Source organism: Mycobacterium parmense (assembly GCF_010730575.1).
In the GTDB taxonomy this organism is placed as follows: Bacteria; Actinomycetota; Actinomycetes; order Mycobacteriales; family Mycobacteriaceae; genus Mycobacterium; species Mycobacterium parmense.
On sequence record NZ_AP022614.1, the window covers coordinates 3,969,687 to 3,994,494 of the forward strand.

Sequence of the window (24,808 nt, forward strand, 5' to 3'; positions counted from 1 at the left end):
CTTCATGTTCCGGCGCGCAGGAAGGCCCGCAGCCGGTCCAGCACCAGGTCGGGCCGTTGCTCGACGATCCAGTGGCCGACGTCGTCGACCAACTCCAGCTCGAAGTCGGCTATGCGGTCGGCGTACCCGTTCAGCAGATCCGGCGTCAGGACCGGGTCCTTGGTGCCGCTGAGCCACCGGACCGGGACATTGACGCGCGCGCCGTCCTTCAGGTCGTATTCGCCCCGCATCCAGCTCCACAACTCTTTGGTCTGGAAGGTCCGGTACCACCGCGACCCGGCGACCGCGTGCCCCGGCTCGCGCATGCATTCGATGTACATCTTGACCTGGTCCTCGGGGGTCAGATAACCGCCGCCGACCCACGACGCCAGCATCCGGAAGAACCGGGCTTTGGGATCGGCGATCACCCGCGGACCGATCACCGGCAGCATGATCGGGATCTGGTACCAGAAGCGCCAGAGGTTGCGGGCCAGCGAAAGGTCGCGCGCGACGAAAGGTCCGACGGTGTTCATCCCGAAGAAACCGGTCACCTTCTCCGGATGCCGCAGCATCATGATGAACGCCACCGGCCCGCCCCAGTCGTGGGCCGCGAGCTTGACCGTCGCCACGCCCAGCCGGTCCAGGACCGCGGCCAGGTCGTCGGCCATGTCATCCTTGCGATAGTCCGAGCGCGGAGCCGAGCTCCAGCCGGCGCCGCGCAGGTCGGGACACAGCACGCGATAGCCGTCGGCGGCCAGCGGAGTGATCAATTCGTGCCATTCCCACCAGTTTTGGGGGAAGCCGTGCACCAGCATCACGGCAGGTCCGCTCGCCGGGCCGGCGTCCGCCACGTGGATGGTGACGCCGTCGCCGAGATCGATATACCTGTGTTCGACGCCGTCCAGCGCCGGCATGGTGACCATGTCTTGAGAACGTACCGCGTCCCCGGGTCCGGCAGAAGGCGCCGACGGCTACGCCAGGAATCGCTCGGTATACGGGGCGAAACGCTTTCGCAGATCGCCCTCGGCGAGGCCGAACATCTCGCAAGACGTCTCGACGTTGCCCAGCCGACCGCGCCGGTGGCCGGTCAGGTAGCCGGTGACCGCAGCGCGCACCTCGTCGGTGAACGGCTCGCCCGCCAGGGCGTACACCCGCTCGGCCACCCCCGTTTCGTCGGCCATGAAGTCGTCGAAGCGGATGTCGATCGAGCGGTCGGGTCCGATGGTGTCCCGATCGCGCACGAGAGCCGACAGCATGTGCTCGAGGCGGTCGATCCAGGAGGCGGCGATCTGCCGCACGGGCACCCGCGACCGGTGCATGCGGGCTGAGTAGGTGATCATTGCGATCATCGACAGCGCCACGGGCACCGGGTCGCGGTGGGTGAAGACCACGATGCTGCCCGGGAAGACGCGGTCGAGCACCAGAACCTGCTCGAGGTGTTGCGGCGACTTGAGCAGCCAGCGACGGCCGCCGCGCAGGAACTGCATCGCCTTGAGTTGCCTGGCGAGGTATTCGTAGTGCGGCGCCTGGTCGTGGCGCTGGTAGTACTCGCGCCACCGCGGCACGTCGGCCAGCGTCTCGAACAGCATCGTCGAGACGTCGTTGGCGAGCAGTTGGATCTCTTCGTGCACGTGGTCGGTGGTCATCTCGTGCATGAGCGAGAAGTGCGGCATCACCGTGTTCATCACGGCGACCGCGACGTCCATGCGGGTCCGCCGCGGATCCGGCGCGACCCCGACCTCGGCCGGCAACGGGAACGGCTCGACGCTCTCCCAGTACGGCATGGTGCGGAAGGTGGGCGGCGCCGCCAGCAGGTTGTGCAGGTGCGTGGTGCCGGTGCGGGGCAGGCCGGCGATCACCACGGGCGGCTGCAGCGCGATGTCGTCGATCTCGGGGTGGCGACGCATCAAGTCGGTGAACAGCAGCCGGTTCTTGAGCAACTGCAGCAACTGCCCGTAGAAGTTGAGGACCCCGGCGCCGTGCAGGTCGATCTCACGCAGCGCGGCGAGGTAGACGCCGAGCCGTTCGCGGTAGTCGTCCGGACCGAAATCGTGCAGGCCGGTGTCGGCGCAGGCTTTGGCATGCAACGCATCCATGTCCAGCGGACAGTCCGGCGCGAGTGTGGCCATCATGTCGAGGATCTGACGCGCTTCAGGGCTGAACCGGGGCCGGTCGAGATCGTCAAGTCGGATGGCTGCCGCGGCGGTGCTCACAGCGACTTATGTTACTTTCGGTTTCGTAATGGTAGTAGAGTTCGGCCGCCCCCGAGATCCGCGCATCGACACTGCGGTGCTGCGCGCCACGGTCGAACTCCTCGCCGAAACCGGCTACTCGGGTCTGGCGGTCTCCGCCATAGCCGAGCGCGCCGGTACCAGCAAACCCGCGATCTATCGGCGCTGGCCGAGCAAGGCGCACCTGGTGCACGAGGCGGTTTTTCCGGTCGGCCCCGTCACCGCGATCCCCCACACCGGTTCACTCACCGAGGACCTGCGCGAGATGGTGCGCCGCACGATGGCCGTGCTGACCACACCGGCGGCCAGAGCGGCCCTGCCGGGACTCGTCGGCGAGATGGCCGCCGACCCGAGTCTGCATTCGGCGCTGCTGGAGCGCTTCGCCGGAGTCATCACCGGGGGCCTCGAGGACTGGTTGCGCAACGCGGCGGCCGGGGGGCGCCTCCGCGGCGACGTGAGCGGCGCCGAACTGGCCGAGGCGATCGCGGGCGTCACGTTGCTGGCTCTACTCACGCGCGGCTCAGAACTCGATGACGAGTGGATCGATCGCACCACCACGTTGCTCCTGAAAGGAATCAGCGCATGACTCACGAGTCGCCGTCCGCCTGGCGGGAGCTGCTGGAAACCCTTGGCGGGCTTGATGCGTCGTTCCTCGAGGGTGAGCGTGCGGTGACCGACGACCGCCACGTGGCCGACGGCTACCGCATGCTCGCCGCCACGCTGGGCGTCGCACTCGACGCCTACCTGTTTCCCGAGCCGGGCCGCCCGCAATTCGTCGCGGTCAACACTCCGTTCCGCCGGGACCGCCGGTGGGGCGGCGACAACACCGACGCCTACTACTTCCTGTGCCCGATCGACCCGGACCGGCGCTACCGCATCAGCGGGAACCGCGGCGACAGCGTGTACTTCTCGGTCACCGCCTACAACGAACCGTCGCCGGGCGCGTGGTCGGACCGGGTGGTCGCGATCGTCAGGGACACCGATCTCGCCGTCGACGCCGACGGTGGGTTCTCTTTCGAATTCGGGCCCACCCCCGGCGCGGCAGTTCTCATGACCCGCGACTACCAGGCCAACCCGCTCACCGGCCGCCCCGCGACCTGGAACATCGAGGCGCTCGAGGCGCCCGAGCCGATCCGGCACGGCGACGCCGAGACCGCCGCGCGACTGCGCGCCGTCGCGGCCTGGCTGCGCACCATGTTCGCGATCGTGCCGCTGACGGTGGGCACGCGCGTGCACGACGCGCATGCCCTGGGGCACGAAACCGCGCACGCAGCAAATGAATTCGCCGATCCGTATCGGGTGCCCGACGCCAACTTCGGCTGGTCGGCGCGCGACGCCTGCTATGCCTACGGCAGTTTCGTGCTCGACGACGGCGAAGCGCTCGTCATCACCCACCGGCCGCCGGCGTGCAGGTTCTGGAACCTGGTCGTGTGGAACCAATTCATGGCAACCTACGGCCTCTCGGAGGGCCCCGACGCCCGCTGCTCCATCAACGGCCATGCCGCCGTGCCCAACGGGGACGGGTCGGTGACCGTCGTGTTGTGCCACGAGAAGACCGCCCACCCGAATTCCTTGACGACGCTGGGCTACCCGCGGGGCAACCTGGCCTTCCGCTGGTTCCTCGCCGACGAGGTGCCGGCTCGGCCCGAGGTGAAACTGATGCAGGTATCGGACGCACCTACCGCCGCCGGCTAGATCTCCCGCACCAACTCGACCGCCCGGCCCAGGGTGTGCAGCTTGTCGTCCAGTGTGTCGCCGGCGGGATAGAGCCGCACCGTGTCGACCCCGGCGTCGCGCCACACCGCGAGTCGCGTGCGGACCATCTGTTCGGTTCCGATGAGCGTCGTGGCCAGCACCATCTCGTCGGTGACCAGCCCCGCCGCGCCATCGCGGTCGCCGCGCTGCCAGCGGTCCCGCACCTCGCCGGCGACGTCGGCCCAGCCCTGTCGGCTGTAGGCCCGGTTGTAGAAGTTCGTGCTGGACGATCCCATGCCGCCGAGGCTGAAGGCGAGCTCCTTCCTGCGGGCCGAGACCATGGCGTGCAGCTCGTCCTCGCCGGAGGCGAAGGCCACTTCGGCGCCCTGACAGATGTCGATGGCCGAACGGGCGCGCCCGGCAGCGGCCAACCCCTCGTCGAGGTGCCGGAAGTAGGCCTCGCCTGCGCTTTCCGGCACGAAGCTGGTGCCCAGCCAGCCGTCGGCGACCTGGCCGGTCAACCGCAGCATCGCCGGTGACAGCGTGGCCAGATAGATCGGGATCTCGTGCTCGGCTCGGGTCGACAAGCGCATGGCAACACCCTCACCACCGGGGCGTGGGATCTGAAACTCCGTGCCGGAGTGCGAGATCTTTCCTCCCGCGAACACCTGCCGGACGATGTCGACGGTTTCGGCGATCCGGGCCCGCGGCCGGCGAAACGATGCGCCGTGCAGGCCTTCGATCACCTGCGGACCGGAGGCGCCCAGGCCCAGCAGGAAACGCCCCCCGGAGAGGTTGGACAACGTGATCGCGGTCTGGGCGACCAGGACCGGCGATCGCGTGCCGACCTGCAGGACTCCCGAACCGAGCAGCATCCGGTCGGTCCGCGCCGCCAGGTAACCCAGCGCCGACGGCGCGTCCGCGCCCCAGGCCTCGGCAACCCAGCACACGTCGAGGCCCAGCTTTTCGGCCTCGACGACCAACGTCACGGTGTCAGCGGTGTCGCCGGAGAATTCGACCGTGGTCGCGGTCCGCATCAGCGCACCCCGTGCTCGGCCAGCCTCTTGATCGCCGACAGCGTCTTGTTGATGGCCGACTCGAACTCACGCAGGCGTACGAAGACGATCTTCTGCTCCTTGTCGGGCATCGAATCGATGGCCATGGACAGCCCCGATCGACCCGGCCCCATCTGCATCCAATAGCTCAGCGCCGTGCCACCGTCGCGGGGCGTCAGCCGGAACCGCCAGGTGGCCGCCGGATAACCGGGTTCGCCTACGGCCCAGGCGAATTCGCGATCCTGGTCGCAGGACACGATCTGCGAGGTGGTGCTCCACCGCCCGAACGCCTGGTGCTCGTTGTGGCCGACGAAGCGGGCGCCGGTCCGGGGCCGGTCCGATCCCTCGGCCCACTCCACCGACTGCAGCTCGTCGCTCAGGGTCGGCATCAGCTTGATGTCGGAGACCAGGCTCCACACGCGGGCCGGGTCGGCGTCGATCCACGTCGAGGCTTCCACCGTCGGTTTGTCCGCGTAGCGCGCCCCGGTCCATTCCACGCCCGCCATTGTCCCCGCCCGAGCGCAGAAACGCAGTCTCGATTCTGTAGCGAATCGAGACTGCGTTTTGCGGGCTTGGCCCTCAGCGCGCGGTCACGCCGCGGCGGGCACGGCGTCGGCGGCCCGGTCGACCGCGGACTTCGGCGAGAGCGCGTCTGGAAGGGTGAGCTTGACGATCTTGCGGACGACGGTGCCGAACTGCCGCAGCAGCGGGCCGCGGTTGTAGGGGATGCCGTAGCGTTCGCAGATCGCCTGCACCTCTGGCGCGATCTGGGAGTAGCGCCGGGCCGGGATGTCGGGGAACAGATGGTGCTCGATCTGGTGGGACAGGTTGCCGGAAAGCAGGTGGAAGATCTTGCCGCCGGTGAGGTTCGCCGAACCGAGGACTTGGCGGAAGTACCACATGCCGCGCGACTCGTCCTGGGTCTCCTCCACGGTGAATTCCTGTGTGCCGTCCGGGAAGTGGCCACAGAAGATGATCATGTAGGACCACACGTTGCGCATCAGGTTGGCGGTGAGGTTGCCGGTGAACACGAACGGGGCGAACGGCCCGGCCAAAAGGGGGAACGCGACGTAGTCCTTGAGCGTTTGCCGACGTGTCTTCTTCCAGATTTCTCTGAGCACCTCGCGCTTGTCCGCGAGCCGGATCTCGCCGCTGCGCAGGCGCTCGGTTTCCAGCTCGTGCAGCGCGACGCCATACTGGAACAAGACCATGAGCAGGAAGGCGTAGACCGGGTTGCCCAGGAAGTAGGGCTCCCAGGGCTGGTCTTCGCTCATCCTCAGGATGCCGTAGCCGATGTCTCGATCCATCCCCACGATGTTGGTGTGTGTGTGGTGCATGTAGTTGTGGGAATGGCGCCATTGGTCGGCCGGGCACGCGGTGTCCCACTCGAAATCGCGCCCGCAGATCGCGGGGTCGCGCATCCAGTCGTACTGGCCGTGCATGATGTTGTGGCCGATCTCCATGTTGTCCAATATCTTCGACAGGCCAAGCATCGTGGTGCCCAGCAGCCAGGCCGGCGGCAGGAACAGCAGTGCTCGTCCGCCGACCTCGAGCGCGCGCTGGGCTTTGATCACGCGCCGGATGTAGTCGGCGTCTTCCTTGCCGAGGTCGGCGATCACGCGTTCCCTGATGGCGTCGAGTTCGCGACCGAACGCGTCGGCCTGTTCGGGTGTCAGGGTGATCTTGTTCTGTGTCATGGCTTTTCCTCCTCGAGTCAAACCATCAAAGGGACAGGTCGACGTCGCCGACCGGGACGGACACACAGATCTGCACGTCCTCGCCAGGGGCGGTCGAAACGGCGCCGGTGACCAGGTTGCGGACGGTGCCCGCGGTCTTGCGGCGCGTACACGTGTGGCAGATGCCCATTCGGCATCCGCTCTGCGGTGACAGGCCCGCGGACTCGGCCTGCTCCAGCAGCGGCCGCCCGTCGTCGACGACGTCGACGCCACTGTCCGCGAAGGTGATGCGGCCACCCGAAGCCTTCGCCGGCGCCGCCAAAGCGGGCGGGACGAAGCTTTCGGTGTAGACGTTGGCGCAGTGCTTGCGGACATCGTCGACCAGACCCGTTGGGCCGCAGACGAATACCGCATCGGGATCGGGCATCGCCGCGGCGAGGTGCTCGGCCCCGAACCGCCCGATCAGTTCGCCTTCTCCGGATCGCGTGTAGCCGTGTAGCACACGCACGCCGTTCATTGCGGCCAGTTCCTCGCGGTAGCACGCCTCGTCGGCGCTGCGTGCGTAGTGGACGAAAGCGATTTCGCCACCTTCGGTGTCGAGGTGTCCCTCGGCGAGAAGCGTGCGGAGCATCGCCATCACGGGCGTGATGCCACTTCCGCCGGAGACGAAGAGAATCCGTTGCGGCCGTGATCCTCGCGCCGGCAGGACGAAGTCGCCACCGGCGCCGGTCACACCGACCACCATGCCGCGCCGGGCATGGTGGTAGAGGTGGTTCGAGACCAGACCGCCGTCGTGGCGTCCGATCGTCAACTCCAGCCGGGCCGCCCCTTGGGCATTGGCCGGCGAGTAACAGCGGGTGTGCCGGCGGCCGTCGATCTCGACGGCGATGTTGACGTACTGACCGGCCTTGAGCGAGTAGGTGGAGGTGAAGCGTTCGTTGGGTGCGAGCGTGAGGGTGACGCTGCGCGGGGTGGTGCGGCGCACGCCGACGACCTTGGCGCGGGCCTCACCCAGCGTCCAGGTCGGCGCGACCAGCTCGGTGTACCGGTCGACGCCGTGCGGGCCTGCAAGCAGGTTCAGCAGGCCGGAACTCAGCACCCGTGTCCGCAAGCTGCGCGGCCCGGGCCGGCTCGAGGGGTGTGCTGTTTGAGTAAACATATGTACACTCTGGGGCGTGGAACCGCAGGTAGTCAAGGGTATAGAGCCAGTATGTGGTAGGGTTCACATAGTGAACAGCCGTACTCCTAGCTCACGGTCACGCAGTTCGGGCCGCGAGCGTTCACGCGAAAGCCCGTCGCGCGAGGAGCGCAAGGAGGCCACGCGCCGTGCCATCATCGCCGCGGCACTCAAGCTGCTCCAGGACCGCAGCTTCAGCAGCCTGAGCTTGCGCGAGGTGACCAGGGAGGTCGGCATCGTGCCGGCGGCGTTCTACCGCCATTTCGAGTCGATGGAGGCCCTGGGGCTGGTGTTGATCGACGAGTCGTTCCGCTCGCTGCGCGACACCCTGCGGGGGGCTCGGGCGGGCAAGCTCGACCCCAACCGGGTGATCGAGTCGTCCGTCGAAATCCTGGTCGCCAGCGTCGCGGACAGGCGCGAGCACTGGCGCCTCATCGGCCGCGAGCGTAATAGCGGGCTGAGCGTGCTGCGCTACGCCATCCGCACCGAGATTCGGCTGATCACGTCCGAACTGGCCACCGACCTGGCCCGCTTCCCCGGACTCCACGAATGGAGCACCGAGGACCTCAACGTGCTGGCCACGTTGTTCGTCAACGCGATGATCGCCATCGCGGAGGCGATCGAGGATGCGCAGAGCGCGCAGGCGCTCGAAGACATCCGGCGTATCGCGGTCAAGCAGCTTCGCATGATCGCCATCGGAATCGCCGGCTGGCGTAGCGCCCCTTGACCACCGACGCGCGGCCGCCCGGTCGCAGTGAACAGCCGACCACTGTTCGTCCGACTCACTCCGTGATCTGATCGAAGTCGGGTGCGCCGTTCTCGTCCACGACGTCATACAGCGACTCTCCGTCTTCGGGCGCGCCGTCGATCTGGCCCCGGTGGGCCCGTCCGGGTGGATCGTCGGCGACCACCGCGACGGGAGAGTCGACGGTCACGTCGGGCTCTTCTTCGGCCAGGCGCTGGTCCAGTGATTCCCCTTCGCGTTCCTCGCGCGCCGTCATCCCGAACCGGTCGGCCTCGCTCCACCCCTCGGGCGGGTCGACCACCACGTCGCCGTCGTCGTTGAGCAGTTCGTCGGAATCCGTGCTCTCGCTCGCGTTCAGGGTGTCGCCGGGCCCGCCTTCTTCGGGAAAGTCGTCCGCATCGAGGCTATCGCTCATGAGACACGGTTGCCCGCCGCGTCAGTCGGCTAAACGCCGCTTGCCAGAGCACAATTGACGCGGGGTCACCGCGGCGGCCGCCACATCGCCCACATCGTGGGGCCGCCGCCGGGCAGCACGATCTCGCGGGTCACGGCGAAGCCGAAGCGCTGGTAGTACGGGACGTTCTCGGCCTTGCTGGACTCGAGGTAGGCGGGGCAGTGTTGCGCATCGCAGCGGTCCAGGCGCGACCGCATGAGCGCCTGGCCATAGCCGCGGCCGCGGACCGTCGGATCGCTCCCGATGGCGGCCAGATACCAGTGTGGTTCCTCGGGATGGGAGCGCTTCATCAGTTCTTGCACCGCGCGCGCCCTTGCGGACCCCCTGCCGAACACCCGCAGGAAGCCGGGCATCATCGCCAGGTCTTCCCAGCTTGTCTGTCGCCACCGGTCCGGCGGGTCCCACATCGCCGCCGCACCGACCGCCGGCCCGTCGCACGCCACCTCCACACCGCCACCTGCCAGATGGTGGTAGCGGACCATCGTCGCAAACATGCGGGCCAGGCGGGGCGGTCGCGCTTTCTCGTCGGGCAGCATCCAGGCCATCACCGGATCGTCGTAGAACGCCCTGCTCAAGGTCCTGGAAAGCTCGCGGATGTCGGACTTTCGCGCCGGGCGCGCCAACGGATTCACCAGGCCAGGCTAGCCCGGGGGTCGGGACGGATAATCCCGTAAGGCCACGACGAAAATCGGGAAACGAACGAGCAGCGGTTCGTGGTCCGGTGCCCGGCGGATCCGGGCCGGCGACAGGAAGGTGTGATCGGCGGCATGGGGGGTATGCCGCAGCGGTGACCGGCATCTCGCGACGGACCTTCGCGCGGGTGGCCGCCGGTGTGGGGTTGCTCGGCGGCGCCGGCGCGGCGACCAGTTGTGCCGGCCCCCACACCGAAGATCACCTCGGTCCGCAAGCCCCGCCGCCGCCGACGGGCAGGGACGTGGGATTTGTGCTGTCGCACGAGCAATTTCGCACCGACCAGCTGGTCGCGCAGGCGCAGGCGGCCGAACAGGCCGGCTTTCGGTACGTGTGGGCCAGCGACCACATCCAGCCGTGGCAGGACGACCAGGGTCACTCGATGTTCCCGTGGCTGACGCTGGCGCTGGTCGCAAACAGCACCCGGCGCATCTCTTTCGGGACCGGCGTGACGTGCCCGACGTATCGCTACCACCCGACCGTGGTGGCGCAGGCGTTCGCCTCGCTTGCGATCCTGAGCCCCGGCCGGGTGTTCCTGGGTGTGGGCACCGGGGAGCGGCTCAACGAGCAGTCCGCCACCGACGCGTTCGGGAACTACACCGAGCGCCACGACCGGCTGATCGAGGCCATCGAGCTCATCCGCCGGCTGTGGCGCGGAGAACGAACCTCGTTCTCCGGTCGGTACTTTCGAACGAACTCCCTGAAGCTCTACGACACGCCGCCCACGCCGCCGCCCATCTTCGTGGCGGCGAGCGGACCGAAGAGCGCCGCGCTGGCCGGTCAATTCGGCGACGGCTGGATCACCCAGTCGCGGGATGTGACCAACCCGAGACTGGTTGCCGCGTTCGCTTCCGGCGCCGCGGCCGCCGGGCGGGACGCGGGCACCCTCGGCAAACGGGCCGAGATGTTCGCGGTTGTCGGCGACGACGCCGTAGCGGCTCGCGCCGCCACCCTGTGGCGGTTCACAGCCGGGGCCGTGGATCAGCCGAATCCCGTCGAGATCCAGCGCGCGGCCGAGGCGAATCCGATCGACAAGGTGCTGGCGGACTGGACCGTGGGCACCGATGCAGGCCCGCACATCCGAACGGTTCAGCGGGTCCTCGACGCCGGCGCTGTGCCCTTTCTGCATTTTCCGCAGGACGATCCCGTCACCGCCATAAACTTCTACCGCGCCAACGTGTTGCCCGGACTGCGCTGAATCCCGGCGGCGGGGTTCGCAAATAGTTTCGGTCGACGGCGGGTACCCATGCCAGATGTGCAGAAGCGTCGACGACAGCAAATCCGCGACGACCGGTCTGCACCCCTCGATAGACGACCGGTCTGCACCCCTCGATAGATGACGCCCGCCGATGATGCGGCACCGGGCCGATCATGGAGAATCCGTTTTGATGGAAGTTTCGGACGCAAGCTCCCGCCACCGTCTGGCTGTGCGCATGGCTGAGCTGGCTCGCCAGATCGCCGCGCCGCGCACGCTCGACCAGGTCCTGGCCGACGTCACCAGCGCCGCGGTGGAGCTGATACCGCGGGCCGATGTCGCGGGTGTGCTGCTGATCAGGAGAGGGGGCGAGTTCGAATCGTTGGCCGACACCGACGGCCTGGCGGCCCGGCTCGACAGGCTGCAGCACGAATTCGGCGAAGGGCCGTGCGCGCAGGCCGCCCTGGGCGAGACGATCGTGCGCACCGACGATCTGCGCGACGAGCCACGCTGGCCCCGCTATGCTCCGGCGGCAGTCGAACTCGGCGTACTGGGCGGCCTGTCGTTCAAGCTGTATACGGCAGACCGCACAGCCGGGGCGCTGAACCTCTTCAGCTTCAAGGCCGGCGCGTGGGACACCGAGGCCGAGACCATCGGCACGGTTTTCGCGGCGCATGCCGCCGCGGCCATCCTGGCGGCACGGCGCGGCGAGCAATTGCAGTCGGCGGTGTCGACCCGGGACCGAATCGGACAGGCGAAGGGCATCATCATGGAGCGCTACGGCGTGGACGACGTGCGCGCCTTCGAGTTGCTGCGGATGCTGTCCCAGGAGAGCCAGGCCAAACTCGTCGACATCGCCCAGCGCGTGATCGACTCCCGCGGCACCGAGACGTAGATCCCGCCACCGCTCTAGGATGGTGTCGCTTCCTCAACGAGTCCGGTGCGGCGCGGCGCCGGGGAACGGGTGACCACGATGTGGGACTTCGAGACGGACCCCGAATACCAGGCGAAGCTCGACTGGGTCGAGAAGTTCATGGCCGAGGAACTGGAGCCGCTCGACCTGGTCGCCCTCGACCCGTACGACAAGCAGAACGCCGAGATGATGTCGGTCCTGCGGCCGCTGCAACAGCAGGTGAAGGACCAGGGGCTGTGGGCGGCGCATCTGCGCCCGGACCTGGGTGGCCAGGGCTTCGGGCAGGTCAAGCTGGCGTTGCTCAACGAGATCCTCGGCCGGTCGCGCTGGGCGCCGTCGGTTTTCGGGTGCCAGGCGCCGGACTCCGGCAACGCCGAAATCCTCGCGCTGTTCGGCACCGACGCTCAGAAGTCCCGGTACCTGCAGCCGCTGCTGGACGGCGAGATCACGTCCTGCTATTCGATGACCGAACCGCAGGGCGGGTCGGACCCCGGGCAGTTCGTCACCGCCGCGAGCCGCGACGGGGACCACTGGGTGATCAATGGCGAGAAGTGGTTCTCCACCAACGCCAAGCACGCGTCGTTCTTCATCGTCATGGCCGTCACCAATTCCGAAGCCCGCACCTACGACAAGATGTCGCTGTTCATCGTCCCGGCCGAGACCCCGGGCATCGAGATCGTGCGCAATGTCGGTGTGGGTGCCGAGTCCTCGAAACGCGCCACCCACGGTTACGTCCGTTATAACGACGTCCGCGTCCCGGCCGACCACGTGCTCGGTGGCGAGGGCCAGGCGTTCATGATCGCCCAGACCCGGCTCGGCGGCGGCCGCATTCACCACGCGATGCGGACGATTGCGTTGGCACGCAGTGCTTTCGACATGATGTGCGAGCGGGCGGTGTCACGCAAGACCAGGCATGGGCGGCTCGCCGATTTTCAGATGACCCAGGAGAAGATCGCCGACAGCTGGATCCAGATCGAACAGTTCCGGCTGCTGGTGCTGCGGACCGCCTGGCTGATCGACAAGCATCACGACTACCAGAAGGTGCGCCGCGACATCGCGGCGGTGAAGGTTGCCATGCCCCAGGTGCTGCACGACGTCGCGCAGCGTGCGATGCACCTGCACGGCGCGCTCGGTGTCTCCGACGAGATGCCGTTCGTCAAGATGATGGTGGCCGCCGAATCGCTCGGGATCGCCGACGGCGCGACCGAACTGCACAAGATGACGGTGGCCCGCCGAACACTGCGCGAATATCAGCCTGTGGCAACGCCCTTCCCGTCCGCGCACATACCGACCCGGCGGGCCGAGGCGCAGGCCAGGCTGGCCGAGCGCCTCGAGCACGCCGTCGCCGAGTTCTGACGCGAGCGGGTCCCGCGACGCGTGCCGTTGTGCCGATACGCCGAGACCGGCTGCGCTGCCTTGTGTTTTTCGCCTGCTTACGACACGAAACGGACTATGCTCTCGGCAACGCAAGCCGGCTTCGGCGCCCCTTCGATCTCGACGGTGGTCGCCATGGTTGCCTGCACGGCGCCGTTGCCCAGGTCTTCCACCCCGGCCAGCGTGAGTTCTGCGCGAACCCGCGAGCCGACAGGAACCGGGGCGGGGAAGCGAACCTTGTTGAGCCCGTAATTGATTGCGAGCTTGATGCCCTTGACGGTGTAGATCTCGTGCTGCAGCCGCGGCAGCAGCGCCAGGGTCATGAAGCCGTGGGCGATGGTCGTGCCGAAGGGGCCGGTGGCGGCCTTCTCCGGATCGACGTGGATCCATTGGTGGTCGCCGGTGGCGTCGGCGAACAGATTCACGTCTTCCTGAGTCACGGTCACCCAGTCGCTGCGCCCGAGGCTCTCACCCTTGGCGGCTGCGAGGTCGGCTACTGATTCGAAGGTGCGCATTGGTCTTCTCCCTCGGGTGGTAAGGATGCCCGCAAGCACCCTATCGGAAGCGCGATGCGATGCCGGGACGCGAGGGAGGGGGGCCGACGGCAACCGTTTCACGACCGCCACCGGCGGGAACCCGACGTTGCACCCCGCGCACCAACTGCGCACGGAAGGATGTCAAAGTGCCAGAGAACAAGGGCCACAGGGCCGAGTCGGACGTCGAACGCGACACTCACCAGACGCGCTCCCGTGCCGGCAAAGACGGAGAAGACGGCTCCTATGTGGGCGCCGCGGGTTCCGACGACACGTTCGACGCCGGCGAATCGGGCGCCGAAGCGCGCAGCCAACAGAAGTAGACCGGGCAGAATGGTCCGGTGCGGCTGCTTCTGATCGCGGACACCCACGTCCCCAACCGCGCGCGTGACCTGCCCGCGCCCGTGTGGGAGGAGATCGAGGCGGCCGATGCCGTCGTCCACGCCGGCGACTGGGTGGCCCCCGAGCTGCTCGACGAGCTGCAGTCCAGGTCGGCGCGCCTGATCGGATGCTGGGGCAACAACGACGGCCCCGCGCTGCGGGCGCGGTTGCCGGCGAGGGCGGACGCCACCCTGGCCGGCGTACGCTTCACGGTCGTGCACGAGACCGGTGGCGCCGCCGGACGCGAGGCAAGGGCGTCCCGGCTATACCCCGACAGTGACGTCTTGGTGTTCGGGCACAGCCACATACCGTGGGACACGACGGCGCCAACCGGTCTGCGACTGCTCAACCCCGGCTCGCCGACGGATCGCCGCCGCCAGCCGTTCTGCACCTACATGACCGCGACGGCCGACGGGGGCGCGCTGCGCGACGTCGTCCTGCATCGCCTCGAACGCTAAGCAACACAAAGCGTGACCACAGCTTCTACCCATAAATAGCTCGGTTACAGAGGTAATGTCGACGGGGTGAAGACACGTACCGATCTGACCGCCGAGCTGTTCAGGGTGGTCGGGCGGTTCCGTCGGCAGCTCCGAAGGTCGGCCGGCCGTGGGTTCGAGGCATCGGGGCTCACGGAGTCCCAAACGGAGCTGTTATGGCTGGTGGGACGGCAGCCGGGGATCTCGGTCAGCGCCGCCGCCGCCGAACTCGGGTTGGTGCCCAACACCGCGTCGACCCTGGTGTCCAAGTTGGTCTCCGGCGGACTGCTCATTCGCACTGCCGCAGAGACGGACCGCAGGGTTGGCCAGCTTCGGCTCGCCGAGCCGACGCAGCAGATCGTCGACGCGTCTCGGGCCGCGCGGCGGGCTCTGCTCACTGACGTAATCGGTGAACTCGACGACGAGCAAATCGAGTCACTGGCAAAGGGATTGGAGGTCATCGACATGATGACCCGGAAATTGCAGGAGCGGCCATCATGAACGCCTCGCTGCCGATGGCGGTCGACGCCAGAAACCTCACCTACCGCTACGGCCATTTCACCGCGGTCGACGACGTGACACTGCAGGTGCGCCCCGGCGAGACCATGGGCCTGCTGGGCCCCAACGGGGCCGGCAAAACCACCATGGTCCGGATGCTGACCACGCTGACCCCGTTGCAGGACGGCCGGCTACGCGTCTTCGGAATGGACGCGCGCCAGCAGACCGTCGACATCCGGAGCAACATCGGCTATGTGCCGCAGCAACTTTCAATTGAGCCCGCCCTGACGGGCCGGCAGAATGTGGAGTGGTTCGCCCGGCTCTACGGGGTGCCGCGGGCCGACCGCGCCGGACGGGTCGAGGAGGCCCTGGACGCCCTGGAACTGCTCGACGTGGCCGATCGAACGGCGTCGACCTATTCCGGGGGGATGGTGCGCCGTCTCGAGGTGGCTCAGGCGCTGGTCAACCGCCCGTCGCTGCTGGTGCTGGACGAGCCGACCGTCGGGCTCGATCCCATTGCGCGCGATGGGGTCTGGATTCAGGTGCAGAAGATGCAGGCCCAATTCGGCATGACGGTCCTGCTGACCACCCACTACATGGAGGAGGCCGACGCGCTGTGCGATCGGGTGGCGTTGATGCACCGCGGCGGGTTACGGGCCGTGGGCACACCCGAGAAGTTGAAGGCGACCGTGTCACCGCGCGCCACCCTCGAGGACGTGTTCCGCCATTACGCCGCGTCGGGCCTCGACGACGGCACGCCGCCCCAGGAGTCGGCGGGGTCCTTCCGCGAAATCCGTTCCACGAGAAAGGTTGCCCGCCGTGTCAGTTGAGAGCGCCGCTGCGCACACACTCGTCCGGGCGCCCCGGGGATGGGACCGGGTCGGCGCGACGCTGAGTCGCGTCGGCGCCTTCGCCATCGTCGAGATGCAGAAGCTGCAGCACGACCGCACCGAGCTGGTCACCCGCATGGTGCAGCCGGCGCTGTGGTTGCTGATCTTCGGCACCACCTTCAGCCGGTTGCACATGATCAACACCGGGCGGGTGTCCTACCTGGCCTTCCTGGCGCCGGGAATCATCGCGCAGTCGGCCCTGTTCATCTCGATCTTCTACGGAATACAGATCATCTGGGACCGCGACGCCGGCGTCCTCGCCAAACTGATGGTGACACCGGCCCCGGCGTCGGCGCTGATCACCGGCAAGGCGTTCGCGGCGGGGGTCCGGTCGGTGGCGCAGGTCGTCGGCGTGCTGGCGCTGGCGTACCTGATGCAGGTCGGCCTGACGGTCAATCCGCTGCGGATCCTGGGTGCCATGGCCGTCGTCATGCTCGGCGCCGCCTTCTTCGCCTGCCTGTCAATGACTTTGGCCGGCTTGGTGCGCAGTCGCGACCGACTCATGGGCATCGGGCAGGCGATCACGATGCCGTTGTTCTTTGCGTCCAACGCCTTGTACCCCGTCGACGTTATGCCGACCTGGCTGCACGTGCTCAGCAGGGTGAATCCCCTCAGCTACGAAGTCGACGCGTTGCGCGCGCTGCTGATCGGAACACCGTTCAACCCCGCCGACATCGTGGTGCTGGTCATTGCCGCGATCGCCGGAATCGCCACGGCCTCAACGTTGTTGCGGCGGCTCGTCGCCTAGCCGGCGGAAAGTTGCGCTAGCGCGTCGACGCGCGAATGGGAAGGCACGGCGGCGTTTCGCAAGCCGATCGTGACCCCACCGCGACCATTGCCCACCGATTCCTCGCCGAGTTTGAATCGTTAGCCAACCGCGATCTCGATGTGCGGCCGTGACGACGCAGATCTGTCCGCCCCGTGTGTTTCACTCGCCCAGAACAGATTCCGCCGCACCGCGCGGCAGAAGAAAGTTGGGATGGGTAGAGAGCTATGGCGTTTCTGAAAGAAGTGCGGAAGTTGCGTGGCGCGACGGCAACCATGCCGCGCCGGCTGGCCATCGCGGCTCTGGGGGCTGCCCTGCTGTCCGGTCTCGTCGGCGGCGCCGGTGGCTCGGCCACCGCGACGGCGTTCTCCAAGCCCGGCCTGCCGGTGGAGTACCTGCAGGTGCCCTCGCCGTCCATGGGACGCAACATCAAAGTCCAGTTCGAGGGCGGCGGGCCGCACGCCGTCTACCTGCTCGACGGGCTGCGGGCACAGGACGACTACAACGGTTGGGACATCAACACCCCGGCCTTCGAGGAGTTCTACGGGTCCGGGTTGTCGGTCGTCATGCCCGTCGGCGGCCAGTCCAGCTTCTACAGCAACTGGTACCAGCCCTCGCAGGGCAACGGGCAGACCTACACCTACAAGTGGGAGACGTTCCTGACCCAGGAGATGCCGTTGTGGCTGCAGGCCAACAAGCAGGTGTCCCCCACCGGCAATGCCGCCGTGGGCCTGTCGATGTCGGGCGGCTCCGCGCTGATCCTCGCCGCCTACTACCCCCAGCAATTCCCTTACGCCGCATCGCTGTCCGGCTTCCTCAACCCGTCCGAGGGCTGGTGGCCGACGCTGATCGGTCTGGCGATGAACGACGCGGGCGGCTACAACGCCAACAGCATGTGGGGTCCGTCGACCGACCCGGCGTGGAAGCGCAACGACCCGATGCTGCAGATCCCCCGCCTGGTCGCCAACAACACCCGCGTCTGGGTGTATTGCGGCAACGGCAACCCCAGCGACCTGGGCGGCGACAACATGCCGGCCAAGTTCCTGGAAGGCCTCACCCTGCGCACCAACGAGCAATTCCAGAACAGCTACACGGCCGCGGGCGGTCGCAACGGGGTGTTCAACTTCCCCGCCAACGGGACACACTCGTGGCCCTACTGGAATCAGCAGTTGGTCGCCATGAAGCCCGACATCCAGCAGGTGCTCCTGGCGAGCAACAACTCCGCCTAGGTCACCCGGCCCACCAGCCGGCATCGGCAGCAGCGCACCGGTCAGCGCTGCTGCCGATGCTTTTTGCGGCCGGTTAGTCGAACAAGGCGCGGCGGTCGGCGTGAAAGTACGTGTAGGCGGTGGTCAGCGCGCACATGGCCGTCGCCAGCACCAGCATCCACGTGCCGTTGACGACCACACTGATGACCCCACCGATCGCAGCGCCCAGCACGAAGCTGGCCAGCAGCAGGAAGTAACCGAGCCAGTCCGAGGCGTTGCCCCCGGCGATGTGCCGCTCGATGCCCTGGCCCATCTTGACCATCGTGCCGGTCACGTAGCTCAGCGGCACCGATACTTCCCCGTCCTTGACGAACGACGTGTTCAGCGCACCGGTGCCGAAGGCCATCAACATGATCGGCGCGAAATCGAGGAAGTTCTCCTGCCACCCTTCGTCAAGGACGTCGACGACGGTGGCGGCCATCAAGCTGAAGGTGGTCAACATCGTCGGACCGTGCGGATGGTCCACCCAGAAATAGCGCCGGCACACGGACGCCACCACCACGCCGACCACGAACGCCACCATCAGCAGCCCGGCACTGACGGCGGCCCATGTCTGGTGCGTGAAGTACCCCAGCACGCCGCGCTGGGCGTTGCCGGTCATGAATACGACAAAGTATCCCGCAGAGTGCGTAAACGAGATTGCCCCCAGCACGCCGGCGAGCACCGCCAGCACCCACGACAAGCGCGCCTCACTGTTGAAGATGTCACCCATCACGGCCACATGCTTCTAGAAGCGCACCGCCCGTGCAGCGGAGCCCGGTCAGGCCGCGATGAGCCGCGCGATGGAGCGCAGCGGGATCGGCAGCCATCCGGGGCGGTGCCGCGCCTCGTAGCCGGCCTCGTAGACGGCCTTGTCGAGTTCGTAGGCGGCCAGCAGCTGCGCCGAATCGCGAGGGTCGACCCCAGACGCCGACGCGTACCCCTCACAGAACGCGGTTCGGTTGCGCTCCACCCATTCCCGGGCCCGCGCGGCGAGCTGCTTGTCCGCCCCCTGGTCGATGATGGGGCCGTAAGCGGCGTACTCGAAGGAACGCAGGACCCCGGCCACGTCGCGCAGCGGCGAGTCCGGGGCGCGTCGCTCATCGAGCGGCTGACCGGGCTCGCCTTCGAAGTCGATCAGCAGCCAGCTTTCGGGCGTGCGCAGCACCTGCCCGAGGTGCAGGTCGCCATGCACCCGCTGCACGGTGATCGCCTCGCCTGCGAGCTTGCCGAACCGCTCTTCGATGGTGTCCGCGTACTCCCGCAGTTCGGGGACCTTGGCCACGTTCGACGCCAGGCGCGCGAGCACGGTGTCGACGGGGAATCCGACCTCCCTCGTGCCCAGGGTTTCGGCCAGGGTGGCGTGCACCGACGCCACGGCCTCACCCAGCCGGCAGGCCTCTCCGGCGAAGTCGCCCCCGACCTCGTGGGCGTACAGGTCACCCTCGGCGAAAAGGTCGCGGACGCTGGCCGTCGCCATCGCCCAGCCCTCGGCGGCGTTGGACGCGAATTCGGTCACCATGCCCAGCGGCCACGCGTCGGCACCGTTCGCGCCGGCCATCTCGTAGGTGCCGAGCAGCCGGGCCACGTGCGGGTTTTCGGCGCGCGCAAGCACCCGGTTGAGCTCGATGTCGGGATTGATCCCGCTGCTCACCCGGCGGAACACCTTGAAGATTGCCTCCCGGTCGAAGATCACGCTGGTGTTGCTCTGTTCGGCGTCCGAGACGTGCGGCATCGCCTCCAGCGGCAACTGAGCACCGGGCTCCTTGGCGAAGGTGACATCGGCACCCGAAGCGCCGCGCGCCGACGACGCATCGATCAAGGAGAGCAGGAAACGCGGCGCGCCGGCGTCGTACAGCGCGTCGAACCCCGTGCGGTCGCCGGCGGCCCCGATGGTGGCCACGGTGCTGTACTCGGAGACCGGCGCCGAATCCCAGCCGACGATCACCTGGTAGCGCTCCGACGAGCCGTCGGTGTAGTCCACGTCGACCAGCACCAGATCCAGATCGTCGCGAAGGGGGACCACTACGCTCGCCTCGGCGGTGGACAGTTCCCGGTTGCGACCCGCGTACCAGCGTTGCTGTGGCAGCCAGTCGGACCAGGGCAGTTTGGCAGCCTCACTCATTTGCGCCGCTCCTCTTCATCGTCCCGTTTCACGTCGTCACCGGCGCAGCTCATGCGTTCTCCTCCGACCCGCACAGCTGGAACCAGTAGAACCCGTGCCCGGGCAGGGTCAGCAGGTAGGGCAGGTGGCCGATGCGGGGGAATTCCACGTGCCCGGTCAGCTCGACGGGTGTGTACCCGCTCCAGTGCTGCAGATTCAGCTCGATGGGCTGAGGGAATCGCGACAGGTTGTTGATACACAGCACAGTGTCGCCATCATCCGCGGCCTCGCGCACGAACGCCAGCACCGAAGGGTTGGACCCGCCCAATTCCTCGAAGGTCCCGATTGCGAAGGCGCGATGCCTGCGGCGCACCGCCAGCATCATGCGGGTGAAGTTCAGCAACGACGAGGAGGTGTCGCGCTGGGCCTCCACGTTGACCGCCTGATAGCCGTACACGGAGTCCTGGCTGGGCGGCAGGTAGAGCCTGCCCGGGTTGGCCTTCGAGAAGCCCGCGTTGCGGTCGGGCGTCCACTGCATCGGCGTGCGCACGCCGTCGCGGTCACCGAGCCAGATCACGTCGCCCATGCCGATCTCGTCGCCGTAGTACAGGACCGGGGAACCGGGCAGCGACAGCAGCAGCGCGGTGAACATGACGATCTGGTTCCGGTCGTTGTCCAGCAGCGGCGCGAGGCGGCGCCGGATGCCGACGTTCGCCTTCATCCGGGGGTCTTTCGCGTACTCGGAATACATGTAGTCGCGCTCTTCGTCGGTGACCATCTCCAGGGTCAACTCGTCGTGGTTGCGCAGGAAAATGCCCCACTGAGCCATCTCGGGGATGTCGGGTGTCTGGGCGAGGATCTCCGAGATCGGGAAGCGGGACTCGCGCCGGACCGCCATGAAGATGCGCGGCATCAGCGGAAAGTGGAACGCCATGTGGCATTCGTCGCCGCCCGTGCTGGGTTCGCCGAAGTATTCGACCACGTCGGCCGGCCATTGATTGGCCTCGGCGAGCAGAACCCGGCCCGGGTACTCGTCGTCGACGACTTTGCGGACCCGCTTGAGGAACGCGTGCGTCTCCGGCAGGTTCTCGCAGTTGGTGCCCTCGCGTTCGAACAGGTACGGCACCGCGTCCAGCCGGAAGCCGTCGATGCCCAGGTCCAGCCAGAACCGCAGGACGTCGATCATCGCCTCCTGCACGGCCGGGTTGTCGTAGTTGAGGTCGGGCTGGTGCGAGAAGAACCGGTGCCAGTAGAACTGCTTGCGGACCGGGTCGAACGTCCAGTTCGACTCCTCGGTGTCGATGAAGATGATGCGGGCGTCGGTGTACTTCTCGCTGGTGTCACTCCACACGTAGAAGTCGCCGTACGGCCCGTCGGGGTCGTGGCGGGATTCCTGGAACCAGGGGTGCGATTCGGAGGTGTGATTCATCACCAGGTCGGTGATCACGCGGATGCCCCGCTCGTGGGCGGCGCTGAGCAGTGCGACGAAATCCTCGACCGTGCCGAATTCGGGCAGCACCTTGTAGAAGTCCCGGATGTCGTAGCCGCCGTCGCGAAGCGGTGAGTCGTAGAAGGGCGGCAGCCAGATGCAGTCGATACCCAGCCACTGCAGATAGTCCAGGCGGCTCATCAGGCCGCGCAGGTCACCCGAGCCGTCCGCGTTGGCATCGAAGAACGCCCGGACCAGCACCTCGTAGAAGACGGCGTGCTTGAACCACGTCGGGTCGGCGGGCAGTGCCGCGGCGTTGGCGAAGTCGTCGGCGTTGGGATGCTCGACCACGCCCCCCTCGACGTGACTGCCTCCTGCGGGATGGTGCTCGACAGCGTCTCTTGCGTCGTTCATCAATTCCACGTTGCCACGGGTACCCGACGTGCGACGGTCAGAATCACCTCAGCGCCAGTGTGACGAGCCACGCCTGGCGGCAAGGGGATTCGCCGCCAGGCGTCGTTCGTTCGCGCCGGGATCAGGCCGGCGGTCCGTCCGCCAGCTGGACGTTGGCCGAGCGGTCGGCGCCCGAGGCGCTGCGGTAAGTCACGGTGATGGTGTCGCCCGGGTGGTGCGGAACGAGGACGTCGGTCATCGCGGTGGCGCCGTTGATCGGGACGTTGTCGACCGCGGTGATGACGTCACCGGGGGAAATCCCGGCCGCCGCACCTGGACCGCTGGTGACCACCCGCTCGACCCGGGCGCCGTTGCCACCGTGATCCGTGACACCCAACCCGATGAATGCGGTGGGGCCGACGTGCACGGTGCGCGACCCGGCACCCGACCGGATCTGGCCGGCTACGCCCATCGCGTTGCCGATCGGGATGGCGAAGCCCTGCCCGCCCGACATCTTGTAGCTGTCGGTGGCGGCGGTGTTCATGCCGATCACCTGCCCGGCGTTGTTCACCATCGGGCCGCCCGAGTCACCGGGCTTGATCGGGGCGTCGGCCTGGATCAGGCCTCCCAGGTTCTCGTCGGCACCGGTCAGGGTGTCGGTCGCCGAGACCGTCTGGTTCAGCGCGACGACCTTGCCGGCCACCGCGCTGGGTGTGCCGCCCTGACCGCCGGCGTTGCCGAGCGCCACGACGGGTTCGCCGATCGAGACCCCGCCCCCGATCGCGGCGGTCGGCAGGCCCGCCGCGCCGCGAAGCTGCAGGACGGCGACGTCCGCGGTGTGGTCGTAGCCGATCACGTCGACCGCGTAGGTCTGGCCGTTGCCGACGTCGAAGGCGCTGATGTCGGTCGCCCCGGCGATCACGTGGTTGTTGGTCAGCACGACGCCGTTGGGGTCGATGACGATGCCCGTACCGGCCCCCACGGCGTTGTTGTAGCCGAACTTGGTGTTGATGTTGACCACCTGGGGTCCGACCTGGCCGACCAGCGCCGACGGGTCGAGCGGGGCCTGCGGACGGTCGGTGTAACGATCGAGCGCCGTGTTGGACGGCGACGCGAAGGCAGGCACGCAACCCACACCCAAGCCCAGACCCAGGCCCACCCCGACCACGGCCAGCACACTGACCAACCATGACCACCCGACTGAGCGGTGGTGCAATTTGCTCATCCCGTCACCTTCCTGAGTGCGGTAATAATTGGCGCCTCCCCGGCCTCCGGTTCTGGGGGGCGCGAGAATATCCATATAACCGTAATGCAGACAGCTATTCAGGGCAGTGCCAGGTTTTGAGCGAATACCCTGGACCGGGCCACAAAGTCGGCGCACCGGATCGGCCTCCGCAAGGCGGCCCTAAGCTGTCAGCGATGGGCGGATTCGACGCCAAGGCCAGCTTTGCGCAGTCCCCGGTGGCCCGGTTGGCCACCGTTTCGCCCGACGGCGCCCCACACCTGGTGCCGGTCGTGTTCGCGGTCGCGGACGGTGACATGGTGTACACCGCCGTCGACGCGAAACCGAAGACGGGCCGGCGCCTGCGCCGGTTGGCCAACATCGCGGGCAACCCCCGGGTGAGCCTGCTCGTCGACCACTACGACGACGACTGGGCCGGCTTGTGGTGGGTCCGCGCCGACGGCGAGGCCACCGTCCACTCCGACGGCGCGGCCGTGGCTGCGGGGTATCGGCTGCTGCGCGCGAAATACCCTCAATACCAGTACGTTTCGCTGGACGGGCCGGTGATCGCCATCGCGGTGCAGCGCTGGTCCGGCTGGCACTTCTGATCGCGCCGCGTCCGCGGCTGCGCCGCAACGCAATCAGGACACGGAGGGCAGTTCCGCGATGAGATCGGCGAGGGCAAGGATTCGCTGCGCCTCGCGCACGTGCAGGTTCTCGACCATGCGACCGTCGACGGTGATGACGCTCTTTCCCGCCGCACGCGCCTCCCGGTAAGCCGAGACGATCTTGCGGGCATCGGCCAGCTCGGCCTCGGAGGGACCGAACTCCTCGTTGGCGGGGCCGATCTGGGACGGGTGGATCAACGTCTTGCCGTCGAAGCCCATCTCGCGGCCCTGCCGGGCCTCGGCCCGGAAACCCGCGTCGTCGGAGATGTTGTTGAACACCCCGTCGAGCACCACCTTCCCCGCCGCCCTCGCACCCAGCACCGCCAGCGCCAACGCGGGTACGGCCGTCGCGCGGCCCGGCACGTGCAGCGCGTGCAGATCGTTGACCAGGTCGTTGGTGCCGACCACCAAAACGGCCAACCGATCACTGGCGGAGGCGATTTCCTCGATTCGCAGGATCGCGCGGGGGGTCTCGATCATCACCCACAGCTGTAGCGAATCCGGTCCGCCGAGTTCGCCGAGCGCCGCTGTCAGCGCCGTGACCTGCTCGCCTCTCTCCACCTTCGGCACCAGCACGCCGTCGGCGCCCGAGCGCGCCGCGGCGGCAAGGTCGTCGTGGTGCCAGTCGGTGCCCAGCCCGTTGACGCGCACCACGACCTCGCGCGGCCCGTAGCGTCCCGACGACACCGCATCGCACACCTGCGCCCTCGATTCGGCTTTGGCGTCGGGCCCGACGGCGTCCTCGAGGTCGAAGATCAAGACGTCCGCCGGCAGGTTTTGCGCCTTGTCCAGCGCCCGGGGCTTGTTGCCGGGCAGGTAGAGGGCCGAACGGCGCGGGCGCGGTTTCGGTGCCATGAGGCCTTTCGCTTTCTGTGTTCGGGCCCGGTGGGAACCCGAGCGTGTTGAGCATAGGCAGCCTGCGTAGATGAGCAACCCGCAGATCTTGTGGTCGACGGAACTTGGGTGAAGGGTGGCTAGGTAGGTATACGCAACGTCGCGACCTGGGAACATGGAGGA

General features: G+C 67.6%; 26 protein-coding genes and 1 pseudogene. 13 read left to right on the top strand and 14 right to left on the bottom strand.

Features of this window, described 5'->3' with window-relative positions:
- Positions 1-2: 2 nt before the first annotated feature.
- Together G6N48_RS18360 and G6N48_RS18365 are read right to left on the bottom strand one after the other, a co-directional pair.
- The gene (locus G6N48_RS18360) at positions 3-902 is read right to left on the bottom strand and encodes an alpha/beta fold hydrolase (protein ID WP_085268599.1); all 900 of its coding nucleotides are present in this window, start codon (positions 900-902) and stop codon (positions 3-5) included.
- 48 nt (positions 903-950) lie between these two features.
- Positions 951-2,111, bottom strand: coding sequence for a sulfotransferase family protein (locus G6N48_RS18365; RefSeq protein ID WP_179969948.1), 1,161 nt, complete (start codon positions 2,109-2,111; stop codon positions 951-953).
- A gap of 109 nt (positions 2,112-2,220) precedes the next feature.
- On the opposite strand from G6N48_RS18365, the gene G6N48_RS18370 reads away from it, so the two are divergent.
- Both G6N48_RS18370 and G6N48_RS18375 read left to right on the top strand, forming a co-directional pair.
- Positions 2,221-2,796 carry a TetR/AcrR family transcriptional regulator gene (locus G6N48_RS18370; RefSeq protein WP_085268597.1) on the top strand — a complete coding sequence of 192 codons (576 nt, stop codon included), beginning with the start codon at positions 2,221-2,223 and terminating at the stop codon, positions 2,794-2,796.
- Positions 2,793-3,905 (top strand): DUF1214 domain-containing protein, encoded by a 1,113-nt coding sequence (locus tag G6N48_RS18375; RefSeq protein ID WP_085268596.1) that lies wholly within the window; start codon positions 2,793-2,795, stop codon positions 3,903-3,905. The genes G6N48_RS18370 and G6N48_RS18375 overlap by 4 nt, the downstream gene beginning before the upstream one ends.
- Here G6N48_RS18375 and G6N48_RS18380 read toward each other — a convergent pair.
- From G6N48_RS18380 to G6N48_RS18395, 4 genes are all read right to left on the bottom strand, one after another.
- Positions 3,902-4,942, bottom strand: coding sequence for an LLM class flavin-dependent oxidoreductase (locus tag G6N48_RS18380; protein WP_085268595.1), 1,041 nt, complete (start codon positions 4,940-4,942; stop codon positions 3,902-3,904). The genes G6N48_RS18375 and G6N48_RS18380 overlap by 4 nt on opposite strands.
- On the bottom strand, positions 4,942-5,466 hold the full coding sequence (locus G6N48_RS18385; protein WP_179969887.1) for an SRPBCC family protein: 525 nt from the start codon (positions 5,464-5,466) through the stop codon (positions 4,942-4,944). The genes G6N48_RS18380 and G6N48_RS18385 overlap by 1 nt, the downstream gene beginning before the upstream one ends.
- A gap of 84 nt (positions 5,467-5,550) precedes the next feature.
- The gene (locus G6N48_RS18390; RefSeq protein ID WP_085268594.1) at positions 5,551-6,657 is read right to left on the bottom strand and encodes a fatty acid desaturase family protein; all 1,107 of its coding nucleotides are present in this window, start codon (positions 6,655-6,657) and stop codon (positions 5,551-5,553) included.
- Between the two features lie 25 nt (positions 6,658-6,682).
- Positions 6,683-7,795, bottom strand: coding sequence for a ferredoxin reductase (locus tag G6N48_RS18395; RefSeq protein WP_085268593.1), 1,113 nt, complete (start codon positions 7,793-7,795; stop codon positions 6,683-6,685).
- A 70-nt stretch (positions 7,796-7,865) separates the two neighbouring features.
- On the opposite strand from G6N48_RS18395, the gene G6N48_RS18400 reads away from it, so the two are divergent.
- On the top strand, positions 7,866-8,540 hold the full coding sequence (locus G6N48_RS18400; protein WP_085268592.1) for a TetR family transcriptional regulator: 675 nt from the start codon (positions 7,866-7,868) through the stop codon (positions 8,538-8,540).
- 55 nt (positions 8,541-8,595) lie between these two features.
- On the opposite strand, the gene G6N48_RS18405 is transcribed toward G6N48_RS18400, so the two are convergent.
- Both G6N48_RS18405 and G6N48_RS18410 read right to left on the bottom strand, forming a co-directional pair.
- A complete protein-coding gene (locus tag G6N48_RS18405) occupies positions 8,596-8,973 on the bottom strand; it encodes a hypothetical protein (protein WP_085268591.1) in 378 nt (125 codons plus the stop codon).
- 65 nt (positions 8,974-9,038) lie between these two features.
- Positions 9,039-9,644, bottom strand: coding sequence for a GNAT family N-acetyltransferase (locus tag G6N48_RS18410; RefSeq protein ID WP_085268590.1), 606 nt, complete (start codon positions 9,642-9,644; stop codon positions 9,039-9,041).
- Between the two features lie 155 nt (positions 9,645-9,799).
- Between G6N48_RS18410 and G6N48_RS18415 the strand changes: the two genes are divergently transcribed.
- From G6N48_RS18415 to G6N48_RS18425, 3 genes are all read left to right on the top strand, one after another.
- On the top strand, positions 9,800-10,900 hold the full coding sequence (locus G6N48_RS18415; RefSeq protein WP_085268589.1) for a F420-dependent hydroxymycolic acid dehydrogenase: 1,101 nt from the start codon (positions 9,800-9,802) through the stop codon (positions 10,898-10,900).
- Between the two features lie 190 nt (positions 10,901-11,090).
- Positions 11,091-11,792 carry a GAF and ANTAR domain-containing protein gene (locus G6N48_RS18420; RefSeq protein WP_085268680.1) on the top strand — a complete coding sequence of 234 codons (702 nt, stop codon included), beginning with the start codon at positions 11,091-11,093 and terminating at the stop codon, positions 11,790-11,792.
- 78 nt (positions 11,793-11,870) lie between these two features.
- Complete coding sequence (locus tag G6N48_RS18425; protein ID WP_085268679.1) at positions 11,871-13,166, top strand: acyl-CoA dehydrogenase family protein; 1,296 nt, start codon at positions 11,871-11,873, stop codon at positions 13,164-13,166.
- Between the two features lie 77 nt (positions 13,167-13,243).
- On the opposite strand, the gene G6N48_RS18430 is transcribed toward G6N48_RS18425, so the two are convergent.
- A complete protein-coding gene (locus G6N48_RS18430; RefSeq protein ID WP_085268588.1) occupies positions 13,244-13,699 on the bottom strand; it encodes a MaoC family dehydratase in 456 nt (151 codons plus the stop codon).
- Positions 13,700-13,866: 167 nt separating this feature from the next.
- On the opposite strand from G6N48_RS18430, the gene G6N48_RS27720 reads away from it, so the two are divergent.
- From G6N48_RS27720 to G6N48_RS18455, 6 genes and pseudogenes are all read left to right on the top strand, one after another.
- Positions 13,867-14,040 (top strand): hypothetical protein, encoded by a 174-nt coding sequence (locus G6N48_RS27720; protein ID WP_169718431.1) that lies wholly within the window; start codon positions 13,867-13,869, stop codon positions 14,038-14,040.
- 18 nt (positions 14,041-14,058) lie between these two features.
- A complete protein-coding gene (locus tag G6N48_RS18435; RefSeq protein ID WP_085268587.1) occupies positions 14,059-14,556 on the top strand; it encodes a metallophosphoesterase family protein in 498 nt (165 codons plus the stop codon).
- Positions 14,557-14,622: 66 nt separating this feature from the next.
- A complete protein-coding gene (locus tag G6N48_RS18440) occupies positions 14,623-15,075 on the top strand; it encodes a MarR family winged helix-turn-helix transcriptional regulator (RefSeq protein ID WP_085268586.1) in 453 nt (150 codons plus the stop codon).
- Positions 15,072-15,902: an ATP-binding cassette domain-containing protein gene (locus tag G6N48_RS18445; RefSeq protein ID WP_085268585.1), complete on the top strand. Its 831-nt coding sequence runs from the start codon at positions 15,072-15,074 to the stop codon at positions 15,900-15,902. The genes G6N48_RS18440 and G6N48_RS18445 overlap by 4 nt, the downstream gene beginning before the upstream one ends.
- The gene (locus G6N48_RS18450; protein WP_085268584.1) at positions 15,892-16,710 is read left to right on the top strand and encodes an ABC transporter permease; all 819 of its coding nucleotides are present in this window, start codon (positions 15,892-15,894) and stop codon (positions 16,708-16,710) included. Before G6N48_RS18445 ends, G6N48_RS18450 begins: the two co-directional genes overlap by 11 nt.
- Before the next feature lie 245 nt (positions 16,711-16,955).
- Positions 16,956-17,976, top strand: a pseudogene (locus G6N48_RS18455) (esterase family protein); the annotation flags it as partial.
- A gap of 54 nt (positions 17,977-18,030) precedes the next feature.
- Here the strand turns inward: G6N48_RS18455 and G6N48_RS18460 are convergent.
- The 4 genes from G6N48_RS18460 to G6N48_RS18475 form a co-directional block, all read right to left on the bottom strand.
- Positions 18,031-18,711 carry a YoaK family protein gene (locus tag G6N48_RS18460; protein ID WP_139825709.1) on the bottom strand — a complete coding sequence of 227 codons (681 nt, stop codon included), beginning with the start codon at positions 18,709-18,711 and terminating at the stop codon, positions 18,031-18,033.
- 45 nt (positions 18,712-18,756) lie between these two features.
- Positions 18,757-20,100: a maltokinase N-terminal cap-like domain-containing protein gene (locus tag G6N48_RS18465; RefSeq protein WP_085268582.1), complete on the bottom strand. Its 1,344-nt coding sequence runs from the start codon at positions 20,098-20,100 to the stop codon at positions 18,757-18,759.
- 49 nt (positions 20,101-20,149) lie between these two features.
- Complete coding sequence (gene treS, locus G6N48_RS18470) at positions 20,150-21,922, bottom strand: maltose alpha-D-glucosyltransferase (protein ID WP_085268677.1); 1,773 nt, start codon at positions 21,920-21,922, stop codon at positions 20,150-20,152.
- A 121-nt stretch (positions 21,923-22,043) separates the two neighbouring features.
- Entirely contained in the window at positions 22,044-23,126 is a 1,083-nt protein-coding gene (locus G6N48_RS18475) for a S1C family serine protease (RefSeq protein ID WP_085268581.1), read from the bottom strand.
- Positions 23,127-23,320: 194 nt separating this feature from the next.
- Between G6N48_RS18475 and G6N48_RS18480 the strand changes: the two genes are divergently transcribed.
- The gene (locus G6N48_RS18480) at positions 23,321-23,731 is read left to right on the top strand and encodes a TIGR03668 family PPOX class F420-dependent oxidoreductase (protein WP_085268580.1); all 411 of its coding nucleotides are present in this window, start codon (positions 23,321-23,323) and stop codon (positions 23,729-23,731) included.
- A gap of 33 nt (positions 23,732-23,764) precedes the next feature.
- On the opposite strand, the gene G6N48_RS18485 is transcribed toward G6N48_RS18480, so the two are convergent.
- Positions 23,765-24,646, bottom strand: a complete 882-nt coding sequence (locus G6N48_RS18485; protein ID WP_085268579.1) for an HpcH/HpaI aldolase/citrate lyase family protein — start codon at positions 24,644-24,646, stop codon at positions 23,765-23,767.
- Positions 24,647-24,808: the final 162 nt, after the last annotated feature.

What these genes read in the sequence shown, in the direction of transcription:
- treS (WP_085268677.1), bottom strand. Translation starts at nt 21,922, where the DNA reads ATGAACGACGCAAGAGACGCTGTCGAGCACCATCCCGCAGGAGGCAGT.
- G6N48_RS18475 (WP_085268581.1), bottom strand. Translation starts at nt 23,126, where the DNA reads ATGAGCAAATTGCACCACCGCTCAGTCGGGTGGTCATGGTTGGTCAGT.
- G6N48_RS18465 (WP_085268582.1), bottom strand. Translation starts at nt 20,100, where the DNA reads ATGAGTGAGGCTGCCAAACTGCCCTGGTCCGACTGGCTGCCACAGCAA.
- G6N48_RS18405 (WP_085268591.1), bottom strand. Translation starts at nt 8,973, where the DNA reads ATGAGCGATAGCCTCGATGCGGACGACTTTCCCGAAGAAGGCGGGCCC.
- G6N48_RS18485 (WP_085268579.1), bottom strand. Translation starts at nt 24,646, where the DNA reads ATGGCACCGAAACCGCGCCCGCGCCGTTCGGCCCTCTACCTGCCCGGC.
- G6N48_RS18375 (WP_085268596.1), top strand. Translation starts at nt 2,793, where the DNA reads ATGACTCACGAGTCGCCGTCCGCCTGGCGGGAGCTGCTGGAAACCCTT.
- G6N48_RS18360 (WP_085268599.1), bottom strand. Translation starts at nt 902, where the DNA reads ATGGTCACCATGCCGGCGCTGGACGGCGTCGAACACAGGTATATCGAT.
- G6N48_RS18380 (WP_085268595.1), bottom strand. Translation starts at nt 4,942, where the DNA reads ATGCGGACCGCGACCACGGTCGAATTCTCCGGCGACACCGCTGACACC.
- G6N48_RS18445 (WP_085268585.1), top strand. Translation starts at nt 15,072, where the DNA reads ATGAACGCCTCGCTGCCGATGGCGGTCGACGCCAGAAACCTCACCTAC.
- G6N48_RS18365 (WP_179969948.1), bottom strand. Translation starts at nt 2,111, where the DNA reads ATGATGGCCACACTCGCGCCGGACTGTCCGCTGGACATGGATGCGTTG.
- G6N48_RS18385 (WP_179969887.1), bottom strand. Translation starts at nt 5,466, where the DNA reads ATGGCGGGCGTGGAATGGACCGGGGCGCGCTACGCGGACAAACCGACG.
- G6N48_RS18370 (WP_085268597.1), top strand. Translation starts at nt 2,221, where the DNA reads ATGGTAGTAGAGTTCGGCCGCCCCCGAGATCCGCGCATCGACACTGCG.
- G6N48_RS18390 (WP_085268594.1), bottom strand. Translation starts at nt 6,657, where the DNA reads ATGACACAGAACAAGATCACCCTGACACCCGAACAGGCCGACGCGTTC.
- G6N48_RS18395 (WP_085268593.1), bottom strand. Translation starts at nt 7,795, where the DNA reads ATGTTTACTCAAACAGCACACCCCTCGAGCCGGCCCGGGCCGCGCAGC.
- G6N48_RS18425 (WP_085268679.1), top strand. Translation starts at nt 11,871, where the DNA reads ATGTGGGACTTCGAGACGGACCCCGAATACCAGGCGAAGCTCGACTGG.
- G6N48_RS18420 (WP_085268680.1), top strand. Translation starts at nt 11,091, where the DNA reads ATGGAAGTTTCGGACGCAAGCTCCCGCCACCGTCTGGCTGTGCGCATG.
- G6N48_RS18430 (WP_085268588.1), bottom strand. Translation starts at nt 13,699, where the DNA reads ATGCGCACCTTCGAATCAGTAGCCGACCTCGCAGCCGCCAAGGGTGAG.
- G6N48_RS18480 (WP_085268580.1), top strand. Translation starts at nt 23,321, where the DNA reads ATGGGCGGATTCGACGCCAAGGCCAGCTTTGCGCAGTCCCCGGTGGCC.